Source organism: Paenarthrobacter nitroguajacolicus, from assembly GCF_029952445.1.
Taxonomy (GTDB): domain Bacteria; phylum Actinomycetota; class Actinomycetes; order Actinomycetales; family Micrococcaceae; genus Arthrobacter; species Arthrobacter nitroguajacolicus_B.
In genome coordinates this window covers 24,287-42,184 of sequence record NZ_JAQPPK010000026.1, presented here as the reverse complement: position 1 = coordinate 42,184, position 17,898 = coordinate 24,287, and the positions used below count along the sequence as shown (strand labels likewise).

Annotated in this window: 15 protein-coding genes; 4 read left to right on the top strand and 11 right to left on the bottom strand. The window is 64.7% G+C overall.

Annotation, left to right across the window (positions count from 1 at the left end; all coding sequences use genetic code 11):
- Window positions 1-19: 19 nt before the first annotated feature.
- Together mfd and PJL15_RS17610 are read left to right on the top strand one after the other, a co-directional pair.
- Window positions 20-3,652, top strand: a complete 3,633-nt coding sequence (mfd, locus tag PJL15_RS17615) for a transcription-repair coupling factor (RefSeq protein WP_281452434.1) — start codon at window positions 20-22, stop codon at window positions 3,650-3,652.
- Between the two features lie 4 nt (window positions 3,653-3,656).
- Window positions 3,657-4,451 (top strand): metal-dependent hydrolase, encoded by a 795-nt coding sequence (locus PJL15_RS17610; RefSeq protein WP_281452433.1) that lies wholly within the window; start codon window positions 3,657-3,659, stop codon window positions 4,449-4,451.
- A 79-nt stretch (window positions 4,452-4,530) separates the two neighbouring features.
- Here the strand turns inward: PJL15_RS17610 and PJL15_RS17605 are convergent, their stop codons facing one another.
- The 11 genes from PJL15_RS17605 to PJL15_RS17555 all read right to left on the bottom strand — a co-directional run bounded on the left by PJL15_RS17605 (window position 4,531) and on the right by PJL15_RS17555 (window position 16,265).
- Window positions 4,531-4,758, bottom strand: a complete 228-nt coding sequence (locus PJL15_RS17605; RefSeq protein ID WP_281452432.1) for a hypothetical protein — start codon at window positions 4,756-4,758, stop codon at window positions 4,531-4,533.
- A 52-nt stretch (window positions 4,759-4,810) separates the two neighbouring features.
- Window positions 4,811-5,503: a deoxyribose-phosphate aldolase gene (gene deoC / locus PJL15_RS17600; protein ID WP_281452431.1), complete on the bottom strand. Its 693-nt coding sequence runs from the start codon at window positions 5,501-5,503 to the stop codon at window positions 4,811-4,813.
- Window positions 5,504-5,630: 127 nt separating this feature from the next.
- Window positions 5,631-6,503, bottom strand: a complete 873-nt coding sequence (locus tag PJL15_RS17595) for an FAD-dependent oxidoreductase (RefSeq protein ID WP_281452430.1) — start codon at window positions 6,501-6,503, stop codon at window positions 5,631-5,633.
- A gap of 177 nt (window positions 6,504-6,680) precedes the next feature.
- Complete coding sequence (locus PJL15_RS17590) at window positions 6,681-8,024, bottom strand: patatin-like phospholipase family protein (RefSeq protein WP_281452429.1); 1,344 nt, start codon at window positions 8,022-8,024, stop codon at window positions 6,681-6,683.
- Window positions 8,021-8,476 carry a hypothetical protein gene (locus PJL15_RS17585; protein WP_281452428.1) on the bottom strand — a complete coding sequence of 152 codons (456 nt, stop codon included), beginning with the start codon at window positions 8,474-8,476 and terminating at the stop codon, window positions 8,021-8,023. Before PJL15_RS17585 ends, PJL15_RS17590 begins: the two co-directional genes overlap by 4 nt.
- Window positions 8,473-8,955, bottom strand: a complete 483-nt coding sequence (locus tag PJL15_RS17580) for a DUF1772 domain-containing protein (protein WP_281452427.1) — start codon at window positions 8,953-8,955, stop codon at window positions 8,473-8,475. Before PJL15_RS17580 ends, PJL15_RS17585 begins: the two co-directional genes overlap by 4 nt.
- Window positions 8,952-9,923, bottom strand: a complete 972-nt coding sequence (locus PJL15_RS17575) for an acetoacetate decarboxylase family protein (RefSeq protein ID WP_281452426.1) — start codon at window positions 9,921-9,923, stop codon at window positions 8,952-8,954. The genes PJL15_RS17580 and PJL15_RS17575 overlap by 4 nt, the downstream gene beginning before the upstream one ends.
- On the bottom strand, window positions 9,920-10,975 hold the full coding sequence (locus PJL15_RS17570) for an alpha/beta fold hydrolase (protein ID WP_281452425.1): 1,056 nt from the start codon (window positions 10,973-10,975) through the stop codon (window positions 9,920-9,922). The genes PJL15_RS17575 and PJL15_RS17570 overlap by 4 nt, the downstream gene beginning before the upstream one ends.
- Window positions 10,972-12,996 carry a hypothetical protein gene (locus PJL15_RS17565; protein WP_281452424.1) on the bottom strand — a complete coding sequence of 675 codons (2,025 nt, stop codon included), beginning with the start codon at window positions 12,994-12,996 and terminating at the stop codon, window positions 10,972-10,974. The genes PJL15_RS17570 and PJL15_RS17565 overlap by 4 nt, the downstream gene beginning before the upstream one ends.
- Window positions 12,993-15,683: a GMC oxidoreductase gene (locus PJL15_RS17560; RefSeq protein WP_281452423.1), complete on the bottom strand. Its 2,691-nt coding sequence runs from the start codon at window positions 15,681-15,683 to the stop codon at window positions 12,993-12,995. The genes PJL15_RS17565 and PJL15_RS17560 overlap by 4 nt, the downstream gene beginning before the upstream one ends.
- A gap of 150 nt (window positions 15,684-15,833) precedes the next feature.
- The gene (locus tag PJL15_RS17555; protein ID WP_281452422.1) at window positions 15,834-16,265 is read right to left on the bottom strand and encodes a hypothetical protein; all 432 of its coding nucleotides are present in this window, start codon (window positions 16,263-16,265) and stop codon (window positions 15,834-15,836) included.
- Window positions 16,266-16,353: 88 nt separating this feature from the next.
- On the opposite strand from PJL15_RS17555, the gene PJL15_RS17550 reads away from it, so the two are divergent.
- Both PJL15_RS17550 and PJL15_RS17545 read left to right on the top strand, forming a co-directional pair.
- Complete coding sequence (locus PJL15_RS17550; RefSeq protein ID WP_281452421.1) at window positions 16,354-17,130, top strand: SDR family oxidoreductase; 777 nt, start codon at window positions 16,354-16,356, stop codon at window positions 17,128-17,130.
- Window positions 17,131-17,179: 49 nt separating this feature from the next.
- Window positions 17,180-17,773: a dihydrofolate reductase family protein gene (locus PJL15_RS17545; protein ID WP_281452420.1), complete on the top strand. Its 594-nt coding sequence runs from the start codon at window positions 17,180-17,182 to the stop codon at window positions 17,771-17,773.
- Window positions 17,774-17,898: the final 125 nt, after the last annotated feature.

The following is a 17,898-nucleotide window of genomic DNA, read 5'->3' as shown; positions in this document are numbered from 1 at the left end:
CACCCTAGGAGTTTCTGCCATGAGCCTCAACGGTCTGCGCCGCGCACTGGCGGAGGACAAGACATTTGCGCGTGTTCGAACAGAGGCGCAGCGGCCCTTCAGCGACCGCAACACCGACTACCAGATCAGCGCCCCCACAGGGATGCGGGCGGTCCTGGTTGCCGAGATGGCAGATGCTCTAGCCGACGCTGGTGCCGATGGCGCGGCCGCTCCGGTGGTTCTCGCGGTCACCGCAACCGGCAGGGAAGCCGAGGACCTCACCGCGGCTCTCGCCTCCTACCTCCCTGCGGACTCCGTGGCCGCCTTCCCCAGCTGGGAAACCCTTCCCCACGAGCGTCTCTCGCCGCGCTCGGACACTGTGGGCCGCCGGCTCTCCGTCCTTCGCCGCCTGACGCACCCTGAAACCTCGACGGCGGCCCCGTTGCGTGTGGTGGTGGCTCCCGTCCGCGCCGTGGTCCAGCCGATCGTGGCCGGCCTGGGTGACCTGGTTCCGGTCACCCTCCAAGTAGGCCAGGAGCGTTCCTTCAGCGAGGTTGTCCGCGCCTTGTCCGACGCCGCGTATGCGCGCGTTGACATGGTGACGCACCGCGGTGAATTCGCGGTCCGCGGCGGTATCCTCGATGTCTTCCCGCCCACCGAAGACCACCCCATCCGGGTGGAGTTCTTCGGCGACGAGGTGGACCAGATGCGCTGGTTCGCCGTGGCCGACCAGCGTTCCTTGAGTGCGCCAGGTATCCACCACCCCACCGAGCTGCACGCCCCGCCATGCCGTGAAATCCTGATCACACCCTCCGTGATGTCCCGCGCCGCCAAGCTGAAGGCCGACATGCCCGCCGCGGCCGACATGCTGGAGAAGATTGCCGGCGGCATCGCCGTTGAAGGCATGGAATCGTTGGCCCCCGTGCTGGTGGACGCCATGGTCCCGTTCGTGGATCAGCTCCCTGCCGGCTCGCTTTCCGTGGTGATCGAGCCCGAGAAGGTGCGCACCCGCGCGCACGACCTCGCGGCGACCAACGAAGAGTTCCTGGAAGCGGCCTGGTCAACGGCGTCCGACGGCGGTGCGGCGCCCCTTGATCTTTCGTCCCAGGCCTCAACGGACCTGCACGCCGCCAGTTTCCGCTCGCTGACGGACACACGCTCCGCCGCGCTGGAGCACGGCGTTTCCTGGTGGTCCATCACATCCCTCGCCTCGGACGAAGACCTGGTCCTGGATATCGACGTCCTGAACATGCGAGCCCGCGAACCTCGTGGCTACCAGGGCGAGGTAGCTGAAATGCTCGAATTCATCGGCTCCCGTGTCCGTGAGCAGTGGCGCGTGGTGGTGGTGACCGACGGCCCCGGTCCTGCCCAGCGACTGGCCGAGCTGTTCCATGATGCCGACATTCCGTGTTCCCGCGTTGAGTCCCTGGATCACGAACCCCAACCGGGAATCATCGAGGTGACTACTGCCGCCGTCGGACGTGGTTTTGTCCTGGATGGACTCAAGCTGGGGCTGTTGACCGAAGCGGACCTCCTTGGACGGGCGACAGCCAGTTCCACCAAGGACATGCGGCGCATGCCGTCCAAGCGGCGGAACGCCGTGGATCCGCTGCAGCTGCATGCGGGCGACTTCGTGGTGCACGAGCAGCACGGCATCGGCCGGTTCGTGGAGCTGATCCAGCGCAAGGTGACCGGGACGTCGTCCTCGGACGCCGGGCTTCGCGAGTACCTGGTCCTGGAGTACGCGCCCTCCAAGCGCGGCGCCCCTGGTGACCGGCTGTTTGTGCCGACGGACCAGCTGGACCAAGTGACCCGTTATGTAGGTGGCGACACCCCCGCGTTGAGCAAGATGGGCGGCGCCGACTGGGCAAGCACCAAGTCCAAGGCCCGCAAGGCTGTCAAGGAAATCGCCGGTGAACTGATCCGGCTGTACTCGGCCCGCATGGCTTCCCGGGGACACGCGTTCGCGCCCGATACACCATGGCAGCGTGAGCTCGAAGAGGCCTTCCCCTACGTGGAAACTCCTGACCAGTTGACCACCATCAACGAGGTCAAAGCGGACATGGAGCGCGAGATTCCCATGGACCGGCTGGTGTCCGGCGATGTTGGCTACGGGAAGACCGAGATCGCGGTCCGGGCGGCCTTCAAAGCGGTCCAGGATGGCAAACAGGTGGCTGTCCTGGTGCCCACCACGCTGTTGGCCCAGCAGCACTATGAAACCTTCACCGAGCGCTTCTCTGGTTTCCCCCTGCGCGTGAAGCCACTCTCGCGCTTCCAGTCCAGCAAGGAAGCCAAGGAGACCGCTGAAGGCGTCAAGAGCGGCGCTGTGGATGTGGTGATCGGGACTCACCGGCTGCTGTCCAAGGACTTCGAGTTCAAGGACCTGGGCCTGGTCATTGTGGACGAAGAACAGCGCTTTGGCGTCGAACACAAGGAAGCGCTCAAGAAGATGCGCACCAACGTGGACGTCCTGGCCATGAGCGCCACCCCCATCCCGCGAACCCTGGAAATGTCCCTGACGGGGATCCGGGAAACCTCCACGCTGGCCACCCCACCGGAGGAACGCCATCCGGTGCTCACCTATGTGGGGCCCTTCACCAACAAGCAGACCTCGGCCGCCATCCGCCGTGAACTCATGCGCGAGGGACAGGTGTTTTTCGTGCACAACAGGGTGTCCTCGATCGAGCGCATCGCCGCCCAGATCCGGGAGCTGGTCCCTGAGGCAAGGGTGGAGGTGGCGCACGGGCAGATGTCCGAAAGCCGCCTGGAGAAGATCATCGTGGACTTCTGGGAGAAGCGCTTCGATGTGCTGGTGTGCACCACCATCATCGAAACCGGCCTGGATATCTCCAATGCCAACACCTTGATCGTGGACGGCGCAGACAAGTACGGCCTCTCGCAGCTGCACCAGCTCCGTGGCCGTGTGGGCCGCGGCCGCGAACGGGCCTACGCCTACTTCCTCTACCCCTCCGAGAAGCCTCTGGGCGAGGTAGCGCTGGAGCGTTTGAAGGCGGTGGCAGCGCATAACGAGCTTGGTGCCGGCATGCAGCTGGCCATGAAGGACCTGGAAATCCGCGGCGCCGGCAACCTGCTGGGCGGGGAACAGTCCGGCCACATCCAGGGCGTCGGCTTCGACCTCTACATCCGCCTGGTGGGAGAAGCTGTGGCCGAATACCGTGGTGAGGCCGAGGAGAAGGCCGCTGAGATGAAGATCGAACTGCCTGTCAACGCGCACCTCCCCCATGACTATGTTCCGGGGGAGCGGCTGCGCCTGGAGGCTTACCGCAAACTCGCTGCCGCAATTACCTATGAGGCCATCGACGAGGTCCTCGCCGAACTCGTGGACCGTTACGGCGAGCCGCCCCTCCCGGCCCAAAACCTCATTGCCGTGGCCCGGTTCCGGGTGGGTGCCCGCGAAGCCGGCCTGTCCGACGTCGCGCTCCAAGGGAACTTCATCCGGTTCTCGCCGGCGCAACTGCCCGAATCCAAAACCATGCGCCTGAACCGCATGTACCCGGGTTCGCAGGTCAAACCTGCCCTGGATGCCGTGCTGATTCCCAAGCCGAAGACGGCCAGGATCGGCGGACGCGATCTCCAGGACGCCGAGATTCTGCAGTGGGCCAACAACGTCATTGAGGCGATTTTCGCCGACGTGCCCGTGAAAGCAGGCTAAACGAATGATGGGAGGACACCACGCCGCGTCGGGAGCCGCGGCGTGGATAGCTATTGCCTCGACCGGGCCGTATGCATTGGGGTGGTACCCGCTGGATTCCACGGGAATCCTCATAGGCGCCATGGCGACGGCGGGCACGGCCTTGGTCTGCGACTGGGACCACCGGCACAGCACCATTGCCAACTCGCTGCCGCCGTTATCCAACGTAATTGCGGTGGGGATCGAGAAAGCCAGTGGAGGGCACCGGCAAGGGACTCACTCACTGCTGGGTGCCTCGGCGTTCGTGGTGCTTGCCGCGATGGCCGCGCAGTTCCAGATGATGACCCCGGTCGGCAAGCTGTCCATCGGCGCGGGCCTGCTGTGCATGTTCATGATCAACCTGGCCGCCAAAGCGTTGAACCTGTTCCCGAAATCGGGGTGGATCACCAACTGGCTCTTTGCGCTGGTTATGGCCGGCCTGGTGACGTGGTTCGCGCCGGATCAATGGGGGTGGCTGCCGCTGTCCATGCTGACCGGAGTGGTGGTACACATCGTGGGGGACATGATCACTGTTGGTGGCGTGCCGTTGTTGTGGCCCATCGTGATCAAGCCGCCCAAGTTCCTTCGGAAGTCGCTGGTCAGCGGAATCTGGCGGGCAAACGGTGCTTTTTCCCTGCCGCTGCTTGGCAGGGCCGGGTCCCGACGCGAATGGCTGGTGCTGATTCCCGTTAGCGGTTACGCCATGGTGGGGATGGTTGCTGCCGGGTGGACGCTTGCCCAGCAGCACTGGCCCGGGGTCCTGGCCGCCCTGGCCCTTTAAACAAGAAACGCGGGGTCACTTACGGCCCATCCCTAGGGGGATTATGGGCCGTAAGTGACCCCGCGTTGCTCTTTAAGTCTTAGCTTTCGCCGGCGGAATCCGAACGGCCGAGGATGGTCTGGGGGATCCAGAACGCCAGGGCAAAGAGGCCCAGGCACACGGCCATCGGCCACGGGTTGTCCAGGCTCAGGAAGGAGAGCGAGTAGATGGCACCCAGGAAGAGCACGATCATGACCAGGAACAGGACAATGCTCGTGCCGAGATTGTTTTCGTTTTCAATGGGGGCACTTGGGGCGTTCTTGGACATTCATTCCTCCTCGGCCCCGCAGGGCTCAAAAATCTCTGGCGGTAGCGGAAGCCTAGTAGGCAGATGAACCCTGTTCACCCTTGACGATGGCAATTCCGGAACTCGCTCCGATACGTGTTGCACCAGCAGCAATCATAGCCTGTGCATCGGCCAGGGACCGCACTCCACCGGAGGCCTTGACGCCAAGGTCCGGGCCGACAGTCTTGCGCATGAGGGTTACATCCTCAACCGTGGCGCCGCCGCCATTGAAGCCTGTGGATGTCTTGACGAAGTCCGCCCCTGCTTCCACTGCTGCCTCGCAGGCGATCACCTTTTGTTCGTCGTTGAGCATGGAGGTCTCAATGATGACTTTCAGGATGGCCTCACCGGCGTGGACAGTCTCTGCCACAGCACGGATGTCATCCACCAAAGCACCCTTGTCGTTGGCACGGGCCGACGCCATGTTGATCACCATGTCGATTTCGTTGGCACCGTCCAACACGGCACCGCGGGCTTCAAAAGCCTTGACGTCGGTTGGTGTGGCACCCAGGGGGAAACCGATCACCGAACACGTCAGCACTCCTGAGCCCTTGAGCGCTTTGGTGACTGTCTTGACCCACACCGGGTTCACGCAAACCGACTTGAACCGGTACTCCACGGCCTCCGCGCACACCTTGAGGATGTCGGCCTCGCTGGCCTCGGGCTTCAACAGGGTGTGGTCGATGTAGGAGGCGATGTTTGCAGGGGCGACGGCTTCGTTGCTCATGGGATCCTTCCGTGCAGGGCGTGGCCGGCCCGGTGGCCGCAGGGTTGTCACTGCCCGTCAAAGGACCATCTTGCCACATCCTGCGGGGGCTGCCGGGGGTGTGCGCGGGGTGGCCAGCCGGTCAGGGTCAGGCCGCCATGGCAGGTTGGGATGCGCTGCCCACGGCGCCCAGCAGCATGCCGGATGCGCACAGCATGGCGGACGATTCGGCGGACAGGAGCAGGCCCAAGCGAAGGCCATCGCAGGACGCGGCATCGCCGATCGCCCAGATGCCGGGGACCGAGGTGGCGAGGTCGCGGCCCACGGCGATTCCGCCGTCGAGCGCTGTCCGGAGCCCGGCACTTTCGGCGAGGTCGTTGCGTGCGGTCCGTTCCTCGGCCAGGACCACGAGGTCGCCCTTCATGCTGCTGCCGTCCTCGAAGACGATTCCGGTGGCAGGCATCGCTTGGCCGGGTGCCGCCGAATCGGCATCGGGGGCAACAACGGCCGTGGGGCGCAGGGTGGTTCGGACCGGGCGGACGCCGCGGGCCCGGAGTACCGCTTCGGCCTGGCCCGCTGCTGGACCATTCCCGACGAGGATTCCCATCGGACGGCGGCCGACGAAACGGGTGACTTCCTTGACCGCTTCGCCGATGGAGGCGGCGTCGTCAATGGTGGAGTAGCTCAGGACCGATTCGGCGCCGTCTACCGGAGGAAGGAGTGGTGCCGAGCCCGTGGCGATCACCAACTGATCGTAGGTGAACTCCAACCCGTCCACCGTGGTGACCACCTTGGCCTCTGCATCGATGAAACTGGCGGCCTGGCCGAAGCGGACGGAAACCTGGGGCAGTTCTGCGAGCTCCAAAAGGGACTCAGGGCAGTCGTCGCGGTTGCTGAGCACTGTTACGGTGCCGGCGAAGGGGCGTTGACGGGTGTCGGTCCTGCCAACCAATCGCCGCACCAATGCCTGGGCGGCCGGACCTGCGCCGGCGATGACGATGTGAAGGGATGTGGAGGACATGGTGGGCCCTTTCGCTGATGACCTGTTTGGTGCTTGTGATCCCAGCGTAGGGGCCCGGTTTTTCGCGGGTGTTTCACCGCTGTTGCCATCTCAGGCTCGTTCGTAGCGTGGTGTTTACCCGCCGGTAATAACGTGCGTCACATTCCGGCCCGGCAGGGTTCCAGTACGCATCAGATTTTAGTAGCGCCGCAACAGCTCGCGGAATCCGTTGGCCGTGAAGCGGGCCACCGCCTGGGCGCGCTCGGCGAACCCATGGGCGCCGACTGGTTCAACGGAAGCCAGGAGAGCGGCAGCATCGCCCAAGCCCATCGTGAGCTCCACCTTCTGTCCGCCCAACTCAAGCCTGGCGTTCCTGGCGTCAGACCACGCGTCCGGTCCTGGATCGTCGTGCAGGGTCCGCGTGAGAGCGAGATCCTGCCAGCCGCCGTCGAGCAGGACGCGGGCGCGGTAGCTGAGGTCCTCGCCGTCGACCTCCACCCGCCCGTCCGCCAGGAAGACGCGGCCGAACCGCGGATGGTCCAGGTACCCGCTGAGCTGCGGCGTCCCGTCTCCGCGCTGCGAGGGCATCACGACGGCGGCGCGGAACGCCAGCGGCTGGCCGTCAACCTCTCCGTGCAGTGCGTCGATGAAACGCACTCCCGGCGCGGGCTCGGTCATCGAGGTACAGCGCGCGTCTTTGGCGAGCCCATCGGGTGTCATCGAGTCGAGGTAGGCCCGGGCATCGCGGTACCCCATGCTGATCAAGGTGTCGGCATCCACCCGGCCCAGGTAGAACTCCGGATCCAGGGGCAGGGGATGCTCGGGGCGGATCACGTGCAGCACGAACTCCCGCCCGGCAGCGGCAGCGGCTTCGAAATCCGCAAGCAGTGCCCCCGCGGCACTCATTTCGATCATGTGGACGTACTGCTCCAACGGCCCGTCACCCCAGTACGGAGAATTCCCGATGCACCAAATGAGCCAGACTTCCTGCGCACCGCGGCGCAGGGCCTCCGCCACGTTGGCGTCGCGGATCCACACAGCGTCGGTCCAGATTTTCCCGTCGCGCCGCAACGGGGTCAGGAAGATCGGCAGCGACATGCCCGCGGCCATGAGCTCTGCGTCGATCTCCCTGGCGTCGATGGCGTGGCACCGCTTTTCGGTGAACTCCACCACGTTGAAGGAACCTTCGACGGCGCCTGGTTCCGCCGCGCGCGCACGGATCGCTGCGTCGTCGATTCCCAGGGCTGGAAAGACTTTGTCCAGGATGCCGTCGGCGTCGCCGATCGCGGGCAGCGACCACGGTCCCTTCAGGTAGTCGCCAAAGGGGAGGGCAGAGCCGAAGTCCTTGACATCCACGCCCGACCAGCGCTCGCACATTTCCCTTGAGGACAGCCCGGACAGCAGCATCCCGGCGGTCAGGATGCCCCCGGAAGCGGCGTCAATATGCTGGAACTCCAGGCCTTCTTCTTCGAGGGCGCGCATCACGCCGGCCTGCCACGCCACACGCATGCCGCCGCCGGCCAGTACCAGGGAACGTCTCATCGCGACAGGCCCACAGCGGGCCTGGCACCCAGCCGCCGCCAATGGATAAACAGGAGGACCGCCGTCGCGAGGTCGAAAAACGCGACCACCAGCGCGATCGGAGCGAACACCCCGTTGAGGACGCCGATTCCGACCGCACCGAAGGCGCCGGCCTTCTGGACGCCGGACCAGAGGACCACTTCGGGGGAGGGAACCGGGTTGAGGAGGGTGTGCAGGAGCAGTCCACCTACCACCACCATGAACATGCCAACAGTGCCAAAGAGTTGGCGGGTTTCGGGTGTCGAGTCGGCCCCCAGCACCTGCAGCAGGGGACCACCGAAGGGTACTTCCACCACGCCTGTTATGACGGTGATGATGGCGATCGCCGCCAGCACGGCACGCAACGGGTCAGCCAGTGCCCACGCCACAGTTCCGGGAGGATGCGGTTTCCGGGAGTCCGCGTGCGCGCTCACGTGAACGACTCCAGCAGGCGGCCGCGGTCAACAAGCAGCCACACCATCGAGGCCCAGGTCAGGGTTGAGACGTAGAACCGGATGTCGTTGAGCAGCATCCACCGTTTGAGCAGGGACCGGAGTTCGTCGTCGTCCTTGAAGTCGCCGCCGCGAATGCGCACGTTGATGGGGATGATGATGCCCTGGCCCACGACGGTCAGCGTAATGATCCCCACCAGGCAGATGATGGCGAAGATGACGCGGATGGTGCCCCATTCGGACCACACCAGGACGGCGCCGGAGATGAACATGATGGGCACCACGATGGTGAAGAACTTGGTGGCGGCCCGGGTGGGGATGCCAAAATGCATGTCCACGTTGTCCCGTGCCAGCGAGCGCCAGGTGGGATAGAGGAAGAACTTCAGGACCCACATGGTGCCCACGTACATGGTGGCGCCGAAGAGGAAGTAGAGCGCGTTGACCAGGAGGAGCCAGTTCATGGCGTGCCGCCGCCGGGGTTCACGCTTGTTCCGGCACCGGGTATCCGGCTGCGGTCCGGAGGAGCCAGCCATTCCTGTCCTTGCCCGAGGTCCGTCACACTGTCCAGCATGTCGCCGCCACGGAGTGCCACGGCTTCGAGCTGGGTGGGAGCGGTGAGGAACCAGGCTTCGTAATGGTCATCCAGGACGCCGTGTGCCTGCGGTAGCCACGCGGTAAAGACCGGTTTGCTTTCCACCTGCAGTTCCTTGAGGGGTTCGACGCCGGGCACGTCGCCCAGGATGAGGCGCGCCTTTGCTTGTGCTCCCAGTGCGATGTCTCCGGTGGCTTCGAAGTAAATGTCCGATTTCCAGAGCATGTTGCGGAAGACGCAGTAGTTGGACGCCGCAAGTTTGAGGGGCAGATTTGTCGGTTCGGGCCGTTCGATTTCGATGTAGCAGCCCAGTTGGCCGTCTTTCTCGTACAGCGCGGACACGGTGGAGTCCGTCACCACGAAGTCGAGGTTGGCCTGGTGCTTGGGCATTCCCCAGATTCCCTTGCCGCCCTTGACAGAGACTTCGGTGCTGACAGGCAGGTCCACCACGAACTGGCCCAGCTTGAACGTCTTCTGGAAAAGCAATGGCAGGAGTGGCGGCGCCGGTCTGCTGCCATGGGTGATGGCGATGGCAAGGGAGTATTCGATGTACTTGCCGATATCCGTGGATTTGTAGTTGACCACTGTCACTACCAGCAGCCCTTTGCCGCCCAGGCTGAAGGGTCGCATCTCGGAACCGGGCAGGACTGCAGCCGCTGCGCGTTTGTTGATGGGAAAGGCTGCCATCAGTACGGGTGAATCGTCGGAATTGACCGGCATCACGTATTTGATTCCATCGGCGAAGGCGTGCTGGCCCCGTAGGCGTTCCTGCCTGCTGGGAACCGGGGAGGGCATCACTTTGAGCAGGGGAGTGAGCAGCTGGGTGAGCGTTTTCATGGGGTCGGTTCCTTGGTTCCGTTCAGCTCCTGGACGATGACGGGAAACGTGTCCTGCCAGGCGTGGTCGCCGAAGAAGACGTCGAGGTGGCCATAGCCGGGGATGAGGTGGAGCGAGTCTTTGCCAGGACGGTGTTTGCGGAAGAAGTCGAAGCTGCGTTGCTGGCTTTCGGGGAGGAAGCAGCGGTTGTCCAGGCCCGCTATGAAGGCGAACCGGGCGTCCGTTTGGGGAGCTTCGGCCACGAGGTTCCCGGGCAGTTCGGGGTGGTGGCCGGCGGCCACCATGTGCCCGGCCTTGATGCTGCGGCCCATTTCTTCGAAGAACGTCACCGGCACCTCCGCGAATTCGCCGCTGAGCCACTGGTGGGTGGCGTCGTCGAGGTTTTCATGGGACCAGAGGGCGGGCCGGCCGCTGCCGTAGGTGAAGCTGACCATTTTGCACACGGTGTTGTCGCACTCGTGGTGGGTGGCTTTGACCAGGCCGCGGATGGCCCGCGTGAAGTAGCCCTGCGATTTATAGCCCCAGGCCGGCGAGAGGTAAGGGGTGAAGACTTTTACCACCGGGGTGAGGTAATCGATCTTCAGTCGCGAGAAGGGCGGCACCACCGGGTGCAGCGATACCGCGTTGGAGACGATGGTGTCCACTTGCGGGAGCAGTCCGGCGACGGCGGACATAGTGAACGACGTCGACCCCTGGCAGTGGATCACGGCCTTCATCGTCTCTGCACCGGTTGCGTTAAGGACGTGTTCGACGGCGGCGGGGTGGTCGTACACGGCGGCGTCGGCAAGGGTCCAGGACAACGGATCGAGGTCGATCGATGCCCGCCAATTGAGCATCCACACGTCCCAACCGTCCTCCAGGAGAACGTCAACCAGGGTGGTCCTTACCGGTGGCCGGAACAGTTCGGCCCTGACTCCGGAGCCGTGGACCAGCAGCACAGGTCCTTTGCCGGGTTCCACGGGCGAGGTGACATGGACCAGGCTTAGCGGGGTGTTGTCCCGGGCACGGAACGGGATGACCTCGGTCCGGTGCTCGGCACGGGTGATGATCATGGTGCGCTTCCCTTCTGTGGGATGGTGATGGCCTGTGCAGTGGTGATGGCCTGTGCAGTGGTGATGGCCTGTGGGATGGTGATGGGCTGTTCAAGCAGCCGTATGGCCGGAAGGCCGGTTTCGGGAACCAGCCGCGCGCCGTCGTCGTCGTCCTCCTCCAGACGCCAGTCGCGGCAGATGGTGTCCACCGCCAGGGGGTAGACAGTGAGTGAGCCGTCCGTGGCCAAGTGGAGGCGGAGGAAGCCCTTGTGGTCCTCGATGGATTGTCCGGACATCCGCCACGTGGACACTTCGCCGCTGGGAGTGGCCAGGATGAACAGAGCGAATGCTTCGCTGCCCAGCACCCAGCCGCCCACATCCACCAGGGCGAGCGCCAGCAGCACCACCACGATGTCCGGCCAACTGCCGGGCCACGGTACAAGGATGACGACGCCGGCGCTCACGGCGAGCGCGGACAGCTGGTAGAGCGCTCCCCGGGCGAAGACGACGATCCCGGCCGTGGCGATGCGAAAGGCCCGGGCTGCAAGGGCGGTCAGGCCCAGGAGCAGCGGCATGGCGAGGATTAGTGCTGCGAGCAGGAGCGGGGTGTTTCCGTGGGTGAGTCCCCGGAGGCTGCCCACGAACGAGTCACCGCGGAAGGCGCTGAACACGGTCCAAACTGTCAGTGCGGCAACCACATGGACCAAACCCATGGAGACCCCGAAGCCCGGATTTCGCACCGGCAGCCATGACAGCGAGAGGGGGTTGGCCAGACGTGGTCCAAGGAGGCGTGAGTCGGACTGGTCCGGATAGATGGTGGGGGTGCGGATGAAGCGGCGGTTTGATACCTGGTGGTGCCCGGGAGCTGTGGATGACGTGCCTGGGCCTGCGGGTGCGGGAAGGACGATCTGGTCCGGCAGCCAGTGTGCGTCCGATAAGTATGCTCCGCCGAGCCCGCAGGTGATGAGCTGGGTTTTCCCTGGCGCGGCCCCGGAGGTGTCTTGCTCGTACCGGGAGTAATGGTGGAGGTCACCGGTGAGCCAGAGCCGGACGTTTGCCCCCGTCGCTTCGAACAACTGCGTTTCCGGATTGAAGCGGCGGTGCAGGTAGTCCTGCTCAAAGAAGCCGACTTGCCGGAATTCATCGCTCCCTTTGACCCAGAAAGGGGCGGCTACGCAGAGGATGATCGCGTCTCCGGGCTGCAGCTGCGAGGTGACATTGCGGTAGAAGTAGTCCAGCTGTGGCTCGTCGATGTATTGCCCCAGCTGGCTGTCCAGGCCCAGGAGCCACCACCCCGGTGTGCCGCTGTGGCCCGGGGTTGGAGCTTGGCCGGTGAGTCGCAGGCCAAAGTAGCTGCGTGTCTGGATGGTCCGCCACTGGCCGATGGTCCGTTGGCGGGTGAAGATCCGGATGAAGGAGGTCAAGCCGTCGTACCAATCGTGGTTTCCGGGGAGGGCCAGCATGACAGGCGCCTCGCCGTGTGGTCCCTGTGGTCCGCGTGGGGGCAACGCCATCCGGTAGGGCCCAACCATCCGGTCCTCATATCCGGCCGGCGAGGCCACGGGGTAGACCTCGTCACCACCCAGGACCAGGACATGGCCCCTCGGCAGGTCAAAGCCCCCCACGCTGAGCGACTCCTCGGCCAGCAGGGAGGCAACTGTGTAGGTGGCATCAAATCCGTCGCCGAGATCTGCCGCGAAATCGAGCCACAATTCAGTGGTCTGTCCTGTGCCATTTTTGTTCGGGGCGTCCGTGTCCTGGCGGGCTGAACCGTCCCTGTCCAGGGCAGCGGGATCCGGCAGGCCGCGCCCCCTGACCGACGGTTGTGCCGGTTGGCCCGGTACGGGCAGCCTGTCCAGGCTCAGCTGATCCGCCGGGAAGCTTCCCTCCAGCTCACGTTTGTCCCCAAAATCTGCGAACACGGTGGCGGCCATGACTTTCAGTGCTGTGCGCGCCAGCGACTTTGGCGAGAGCCAACGGACCGCCGTCCGGGGAGTGAAGCCCAGAACGGCGTGGTGTTGTGCGAGCTCCCGGCTCTTCATCGCTTCGGCTTGAGGGGAAACGGTACGCGTGCGGGTATCCGTCCGTAGACCCGCCACAGCTCGCCGCCAAACAGCTTCCCGAACGTCAGCAGCCCCGCGGCCGGAGCGGGTCCCTCGGCCCGGAACGTGGTCAGCTGCCTGGCGAAGTCCAGGGGACGGATAAAGAGGATTCCCGCCCCTACCTTGCCGTCCTGAGTGCCTCCCACCTCAGTGTCCGGCGGAACATGCCCCCGGACGATGGTCGCATAGAGCGTGGTGGTATCCGGCCAGAGGTCGAATCCGGCCTCGTTGTGAATCAGTTTGTGGCCCGTAAACGTCAAGGGCGTGCCGCCAGGGTCGCGCAACCACAAGCGGTACAGCATGCGCCTGGCCGGCCTGCCGTCGTCGGACGCGTCCGCCACGAACAGGTTGAACCATCCACGCTCCACCGGCATCCGGCCACCGAAGTAGTCCGCCAGCACGTACCCCTCCGCTTTTGCGGGGTGTCGGGGATCAGCGGCGAACGCCTCAACGTCCTCTGCAGTAATGGTCAGTTCGAACATGATCTTCCGGGACCGGTCCCTGCCCAGGCTGCGGCCCTTCTCCGGATCGGTGACACCCGGGCTGAACCAGCCGTGCATCTGCTCGGTGAAGCGTACCGAGGTTGCTTCCTTCGCCGCATCGTCTGGCAGCCCGAGGCTGCGGGGCGCCGTCGTCCCTTCAGCAACCGCGCTCGCGGGCTGTTCGGGCTGCGCGGCCTTGCCTTTGGTGGCGTCCGGTGCCAGGGCACGCGGAGCCAGCCCGCCGACGTCGACGACGGCGCCGGCAGCCTCCCGCTGGACTGTTGCCTGGACGGTCGCTTGAGTTGTGGCCTGAATCGTCGGCTGAGCCAGCGCGGCATCGCCGGGGTTGATGTCCCTGTGGCGGGCTTTGTCGTCGGCCTCGACGATGTGGGCGCAGGCGCGTTCCGCGAACGCAGCAATGGTCAGCGATGGGTTGGCGCCCACCGGTCCTGGCATCGCCGCGCCGTCCACAACGAACAGCCCCGGATAACCGAATACTTCCCCGTACGGATCGCAGACAGCCTCGCCTGGATGCCGGCCGGCGGGTGCGCCGCCGATCGGATGGACGGTGATGACGCGTTTGGCCCACCAGAGTGGGTTGTCGATGAAGTCGCCGTCCAGGTCCTTGGCGATCTCGGACATCGTTTGGCGGACCCGGCCAAAGTACCCGGTAGAGGTGGCCATGGTCCACGCGATGGCGAGCCTGCCGTCGCGAAGTGACATGACGCCGTCGGGGATGTCCCGTCCCATGCCCAGCAATGGGACGGAACTGGAGGACAACCGTCCGTCTCCCAGGGCAGCGGCGAGGTCCGCGGAGACATTGGACCGCCCGGCGTCGAACAGCCTGTCCTTGAACAACTGCCCGGCAACCCTCGCAGTTCGTTTAACCGTGGTCTTCAGCTGGGCCGTTTCAATCAGCCAGTTCATGAAGGCCGGATACCCGGCGTCCTCCACGTAATAGCCCCGGCCATCGCCGTCGTCGTCGTTCGAATCCGGAACCCTGACGGCCGTGGTGATCACCGGTCCCTTGCTCCCGGAGAGCGTCCGGACACCTGGCCGGGAGCCGTTGCTTGGGGGTGTCTTGGCATCCATGATGAACGTCAGGAGGTCGCCGTTGCCGCTGAAGCGGGTGCCCAGGGCGTCGCTGAGCGCGGGCAGGGAACCGTGGTTGCGGAGCAGCAGGAAGTTGCTGCCGAAGGTGCCCGCGCCAAGGATGAGCCGGCGGCAGTGGATGATGCGTTCGGTGAGCAGCCCACCCTGGCCATCGGGGTGGTGGATGACGTAGCGGACTTCGTAACCGCCGTCCCCACTGCCCGGGGCGAGAGGTCGAATGCCGCGGACATCGTGGAAGGTACGGACATCGGCACCTTTGAAGGCCGCCGCCGAAAGGTAGTTGTGGTCCAGGGTGTTCTTGGCACCGGCGTTGCAGCCGATGTCGCATTCACCACTGAGGGTGCAGGTGGTCCGCACGGTGTTGGGGCCGTGGATACTGCCGTAGTGGGGGAGCGGGAGTGCTTGGTTGGTGCGCGGTGCTGCGTCTGGTCCAGAGGAGAACGTGACGGCGATGGGCGGCCGGGTGATGGAAAGTCCCAGGTTCGCAGCTGTCTTTTCCATGGCCATGGTCTTGGCCGTGTCCTGGTAGGGGTAGGGCACGGGGTCCAGCATGGCTTCGGCGGCGTCGTAGTAGGGGTCGAGGTCTGCTCGCGTGAACGGCCAATTCTCGTAGCCGCCCCCTGGGATGGGGGATTCGTTGACGAACCACTTCTCGTCCTTACGCAGGAGCACGTTCGCGTAGATCAGTGAGCCGCCGCCAAGTCCGCTGGATACCAGGCCCTCCGTTCCACGGAAGGTCCACGCATCGAAGAGTCCATACAGGCCACGGTCCGGGTCCCAGAAGTTTTTACCCATCTCCGACGGCGTGCGGGCAAAGCTCCCGGGCGGGTACGGTTTCCCGCGCTCCATCAGCACCACGGACTGTCCGGCTTCAGCAAGACGCAGGGCCGCTACCGAGCCGCCGAAGCCCGAGCCGACCACCACCGCGTCCACTTTCTCGATGCTGTTCAGGCTGTGGATACTGTGGCGTCGGGGATCACCAGTGGGTTCAGGACCTGCATCCCCACTTTTCCCGGTCCCCAGACGACCCATGGCCGTTCCTCTCAGAGGAGAGCTGACTTCATGGCAGCGGCAGAGGGCGCCGGGTGTGGCCGGGCGTTGCCTCCGCGGACTATGGGCCTTATGTTCCCACCGGGCAAGGGATCTGTAAATGAGCTGGAGTAATGCTGTTCCTGCCAGGGGTCAGGCGATCCGCGAGTACACCATGTCGAAGTCGTGCTCCAGCGGCCCGCCCGGATAGTTTCCCCGTTCCAGACGGGCGTTGATGGTGTTGCCGTCCCCGCTGATATGGCCGACGAACCGTTGCGGCCAATCCGGGCCGTCCCTGAAAAGCGTCCACACGTTGTCCCGAAGCATCATGTCGAAAATCCGGGTAACACCGCGGGAGTCGAAGTAGTGCTGCTGGAATGCCCCGTCCGATCCGGTGGCACCTATGATGCTGACGGCGTTGGGATACTCCGGCCTTTCGACTGTGGAGCGCTGGATCAGGAAGCCGCCACCTTCCAGCCATTCGAAAGTTGTCCGACCCCGTGTTTCCGCGCTGGGGATGGTGGTCTGCCATTCGCCCACAAGAATGTTCAGTTGCTCCAGTGAGGGTTCTGGTTCCCGTGCCATGGCCGCCTTCTTTCGCAGGTGTTGACAGCTTCAGCGTAGGACCCGCCGGATACAGTGCATAGGGCCAAAAGCCGCATAGGGTCTGAACATGACGTTGGAAAAAGCACCGAAGGTAGCGGTTCTCACAGGCGTTGGAAGGCGCCGCTCCATTGGGGCGGCCTTGGCCGTGGGGCTCGCAACAGACGGTTGGTCCCTTGTCCTGAACCATTGGAAACCCTACGACGACCGGCTTGGCCTTGAAGGGTCCCCCGACGACGCCAGCGCCATAGCCGCCGAATGCCGCGCGGCTGGCGTCGCCGTCGAACTCGTTCCTGGCGACCTCAGCGACCCGGCCGTCCCTGCTGCGCTGATCGAGGCGGGCCGTAGCCTGGGGCCCGTGACCGGGCTGGTCATGTCGCACTGCGAATCTGTGGACAGCAGCGTCCTCACAACGTCCGTGGAAAGCTGGGACCGTCATTTCGCCGTGAACGCGCGGGCTCCGTGGCTGCTCATCAAGGCATTTGCAGGGCAGCTCCCGGTCGTTCCTTCGGGCACGGTTGGCGGCCGGATTGTGGCATTGACCAGTGATCACACGGTCCACAACCTGCCATACGGTGCGAGCAAAGGTGCCCTGGACCGGATCGTAAAGGCGGCCGCCGTCGAACTCGGTGACGCCGGAGTGCGTGCGAACGTGATCAACCCGGGGCCGATTGACACGGGCTGGATGGACGACGACGTGCGGGACTGGGCCACAGGGGCGACTCCTGCGGGACGCTTGGGCACACCTGCGGATGCGGCCGGGCTGGTGCGGTTCCTCTTCTCGGACGCGGGATCGTGGATCAATGGCCAGGTCCTGCACAGCAACGGCGGCTTCAACGTCTCGTGAGGGTCGAAGGGTCTGGCCGTGCAGCCCGCGGCAATGGCAGGATGGGCGCATGACCCGAGTTACGTGTGACCTCACTGTGTCCCTTGACGGCTTTGTGGCCGGACCCAACCAGAGCATGGAACAACCGCTCGGTGAAGGCGGAGAGAACTTGCACCGCTGGCAATTCAAAGAACGGGATATCAACGAAGCAGAGGTGGCCGGCATCCTCGAAGCCGGTGCCTACATCATGGGCCGGAACATGTTCGCCGGACCAGGAGATGGGCTGTGGGACGAAGAGTGGCGCGGCTGGTGGGGCGAAGAACCGCCCTACCACGCCCCGGTTTTCGTGCTGACGTCCCACGCGCATGAGCCCATGGTGATGGACGGCGGTACTACGTTCCACTTCGTCAACGACGACATCGAGACCGTTCTGTCCCGCGCCAAGGAAGCTGCGGGCGGGAAGAACGTTGCCATCGCCGGTGGTGCTTCCACTGCAAGGCAGTTCTTGTCTGCCGGCTTGATCGATGAGTTGCGGCTCCACGTAGCCCCGGTGGTTCTGGGCGGTGGCGAACGCTTGTTGGACGGCGTGGGAGAACTGAAGTTGGAGCCATTGGAGGTCCGTGGAACCAGCCTGGTCTCCCACCTCCGCTACAGGGTGGGCTAGGGGACGCTGGTACGCAGCGCCGAGTTCGCTGGAAACCGGCCAAGGCAACGCCGACTTCGCGGGAAAGCGGCCAATTCGTTGGAAGCTTCCCTGCGAGCTCGCAATGTTCCCGCGAACTCGCCAAA

Coding starts and splice junctions, on each gene's coding strand:
- mfd (WP_281452434.1), top strand. CDS start 20: ATGAGCCTCAACGGTCTGCGCCGCGCACTGGCGGAGGACAAGACATTT.
- PJL15_RS17610 (WP_281452433.1), top strand. CDS start 3,657: ATGATGGGAGGACACCACGCCGCGTCGGGAGCCGCGGCGTGGATAGCT.
- PJL15_RS17605 (WP_281452432.1), bottom strand. CDS start 4,758: ATGTCCAAGAACGCCCCAAGTGCCCCCATTGAAAACGAAAACAATCTC.
- deoC (WP_281452431.1), bottom strand. CDS start 5,503: ATGAGCAACGAAGCCGTCGCCCCTGCAAACATCGCCTCCTACATCGAC.
- PJL15_RS17595 (WP_281452430.1), bottom strand. CDS start 6,503: ATGTCCTCCACATCCCTTCACATCGTCATCGCCGGCGCAGGTCCGGCC.
- PJL15_RS17590 (WP_281452429.1), bottom strand. CDS start 8,024: ATGAGACGTTCCCTGGTACTGGCCGGCGGCGGCATGCGTGTGGCGTGG.
- PJL15_RS17580 (WP_281452427.1), bottom strand. CDS start 8,955: ATGAACTGGCTCCTCCTGGTCAACGCGCTCTACTTCCTCTTCGGCGCC.
- PJL15_RS17575 (WP_281452426.1), bottom strand. CDS start 9,923: ATGAAAACGCTCACCCAGCTGCTCACTCCCCTGCTCAAAGTGATGCCC.
- PJL15_RS17570 (WP_281452425.1), bottom strand. CDS start 10,975: ATGATCATCACCCGTGCCGAGCACCGGACCGAGGTCATCCCGTTCCGT.
- PJL15_RS17565 (WP_281452424.1), bottom strand. CDS start 12,996: ATGAAGAGCCGGGAGCTCGCACAACACCACGCCGTTCTGGGCTTCACT.
- PJL15_RS17560 (WP_281452423.1), bottom strand. CDS start 15,683: ATGGGTCGTCTGGGGACCGGGAAAAGTGGGGATGCAGGTCCTGAACCC.
- PJL15_RS17555 (WP_281452422.1), bottom strand. CDS start 16,265: ATGGCACGGGAACCAGAACCCTCACTGGAGCAACTGAACATTCTTGTG.
- PJL15_RS17550 (WP_281452421.1), top strand. CDS start 16,354: ATGACGTTGGAAAAAGCACCGAAGGTAGCGGTTCTCACAGGCGTTGGA.
- PJL15_RS17545 (WP_281452420.1), top strand. CDS start 17,180: ATGACCCGAGTTACGTGTGACCTCACTGTGTCCCTTGACGGCTTTGTG.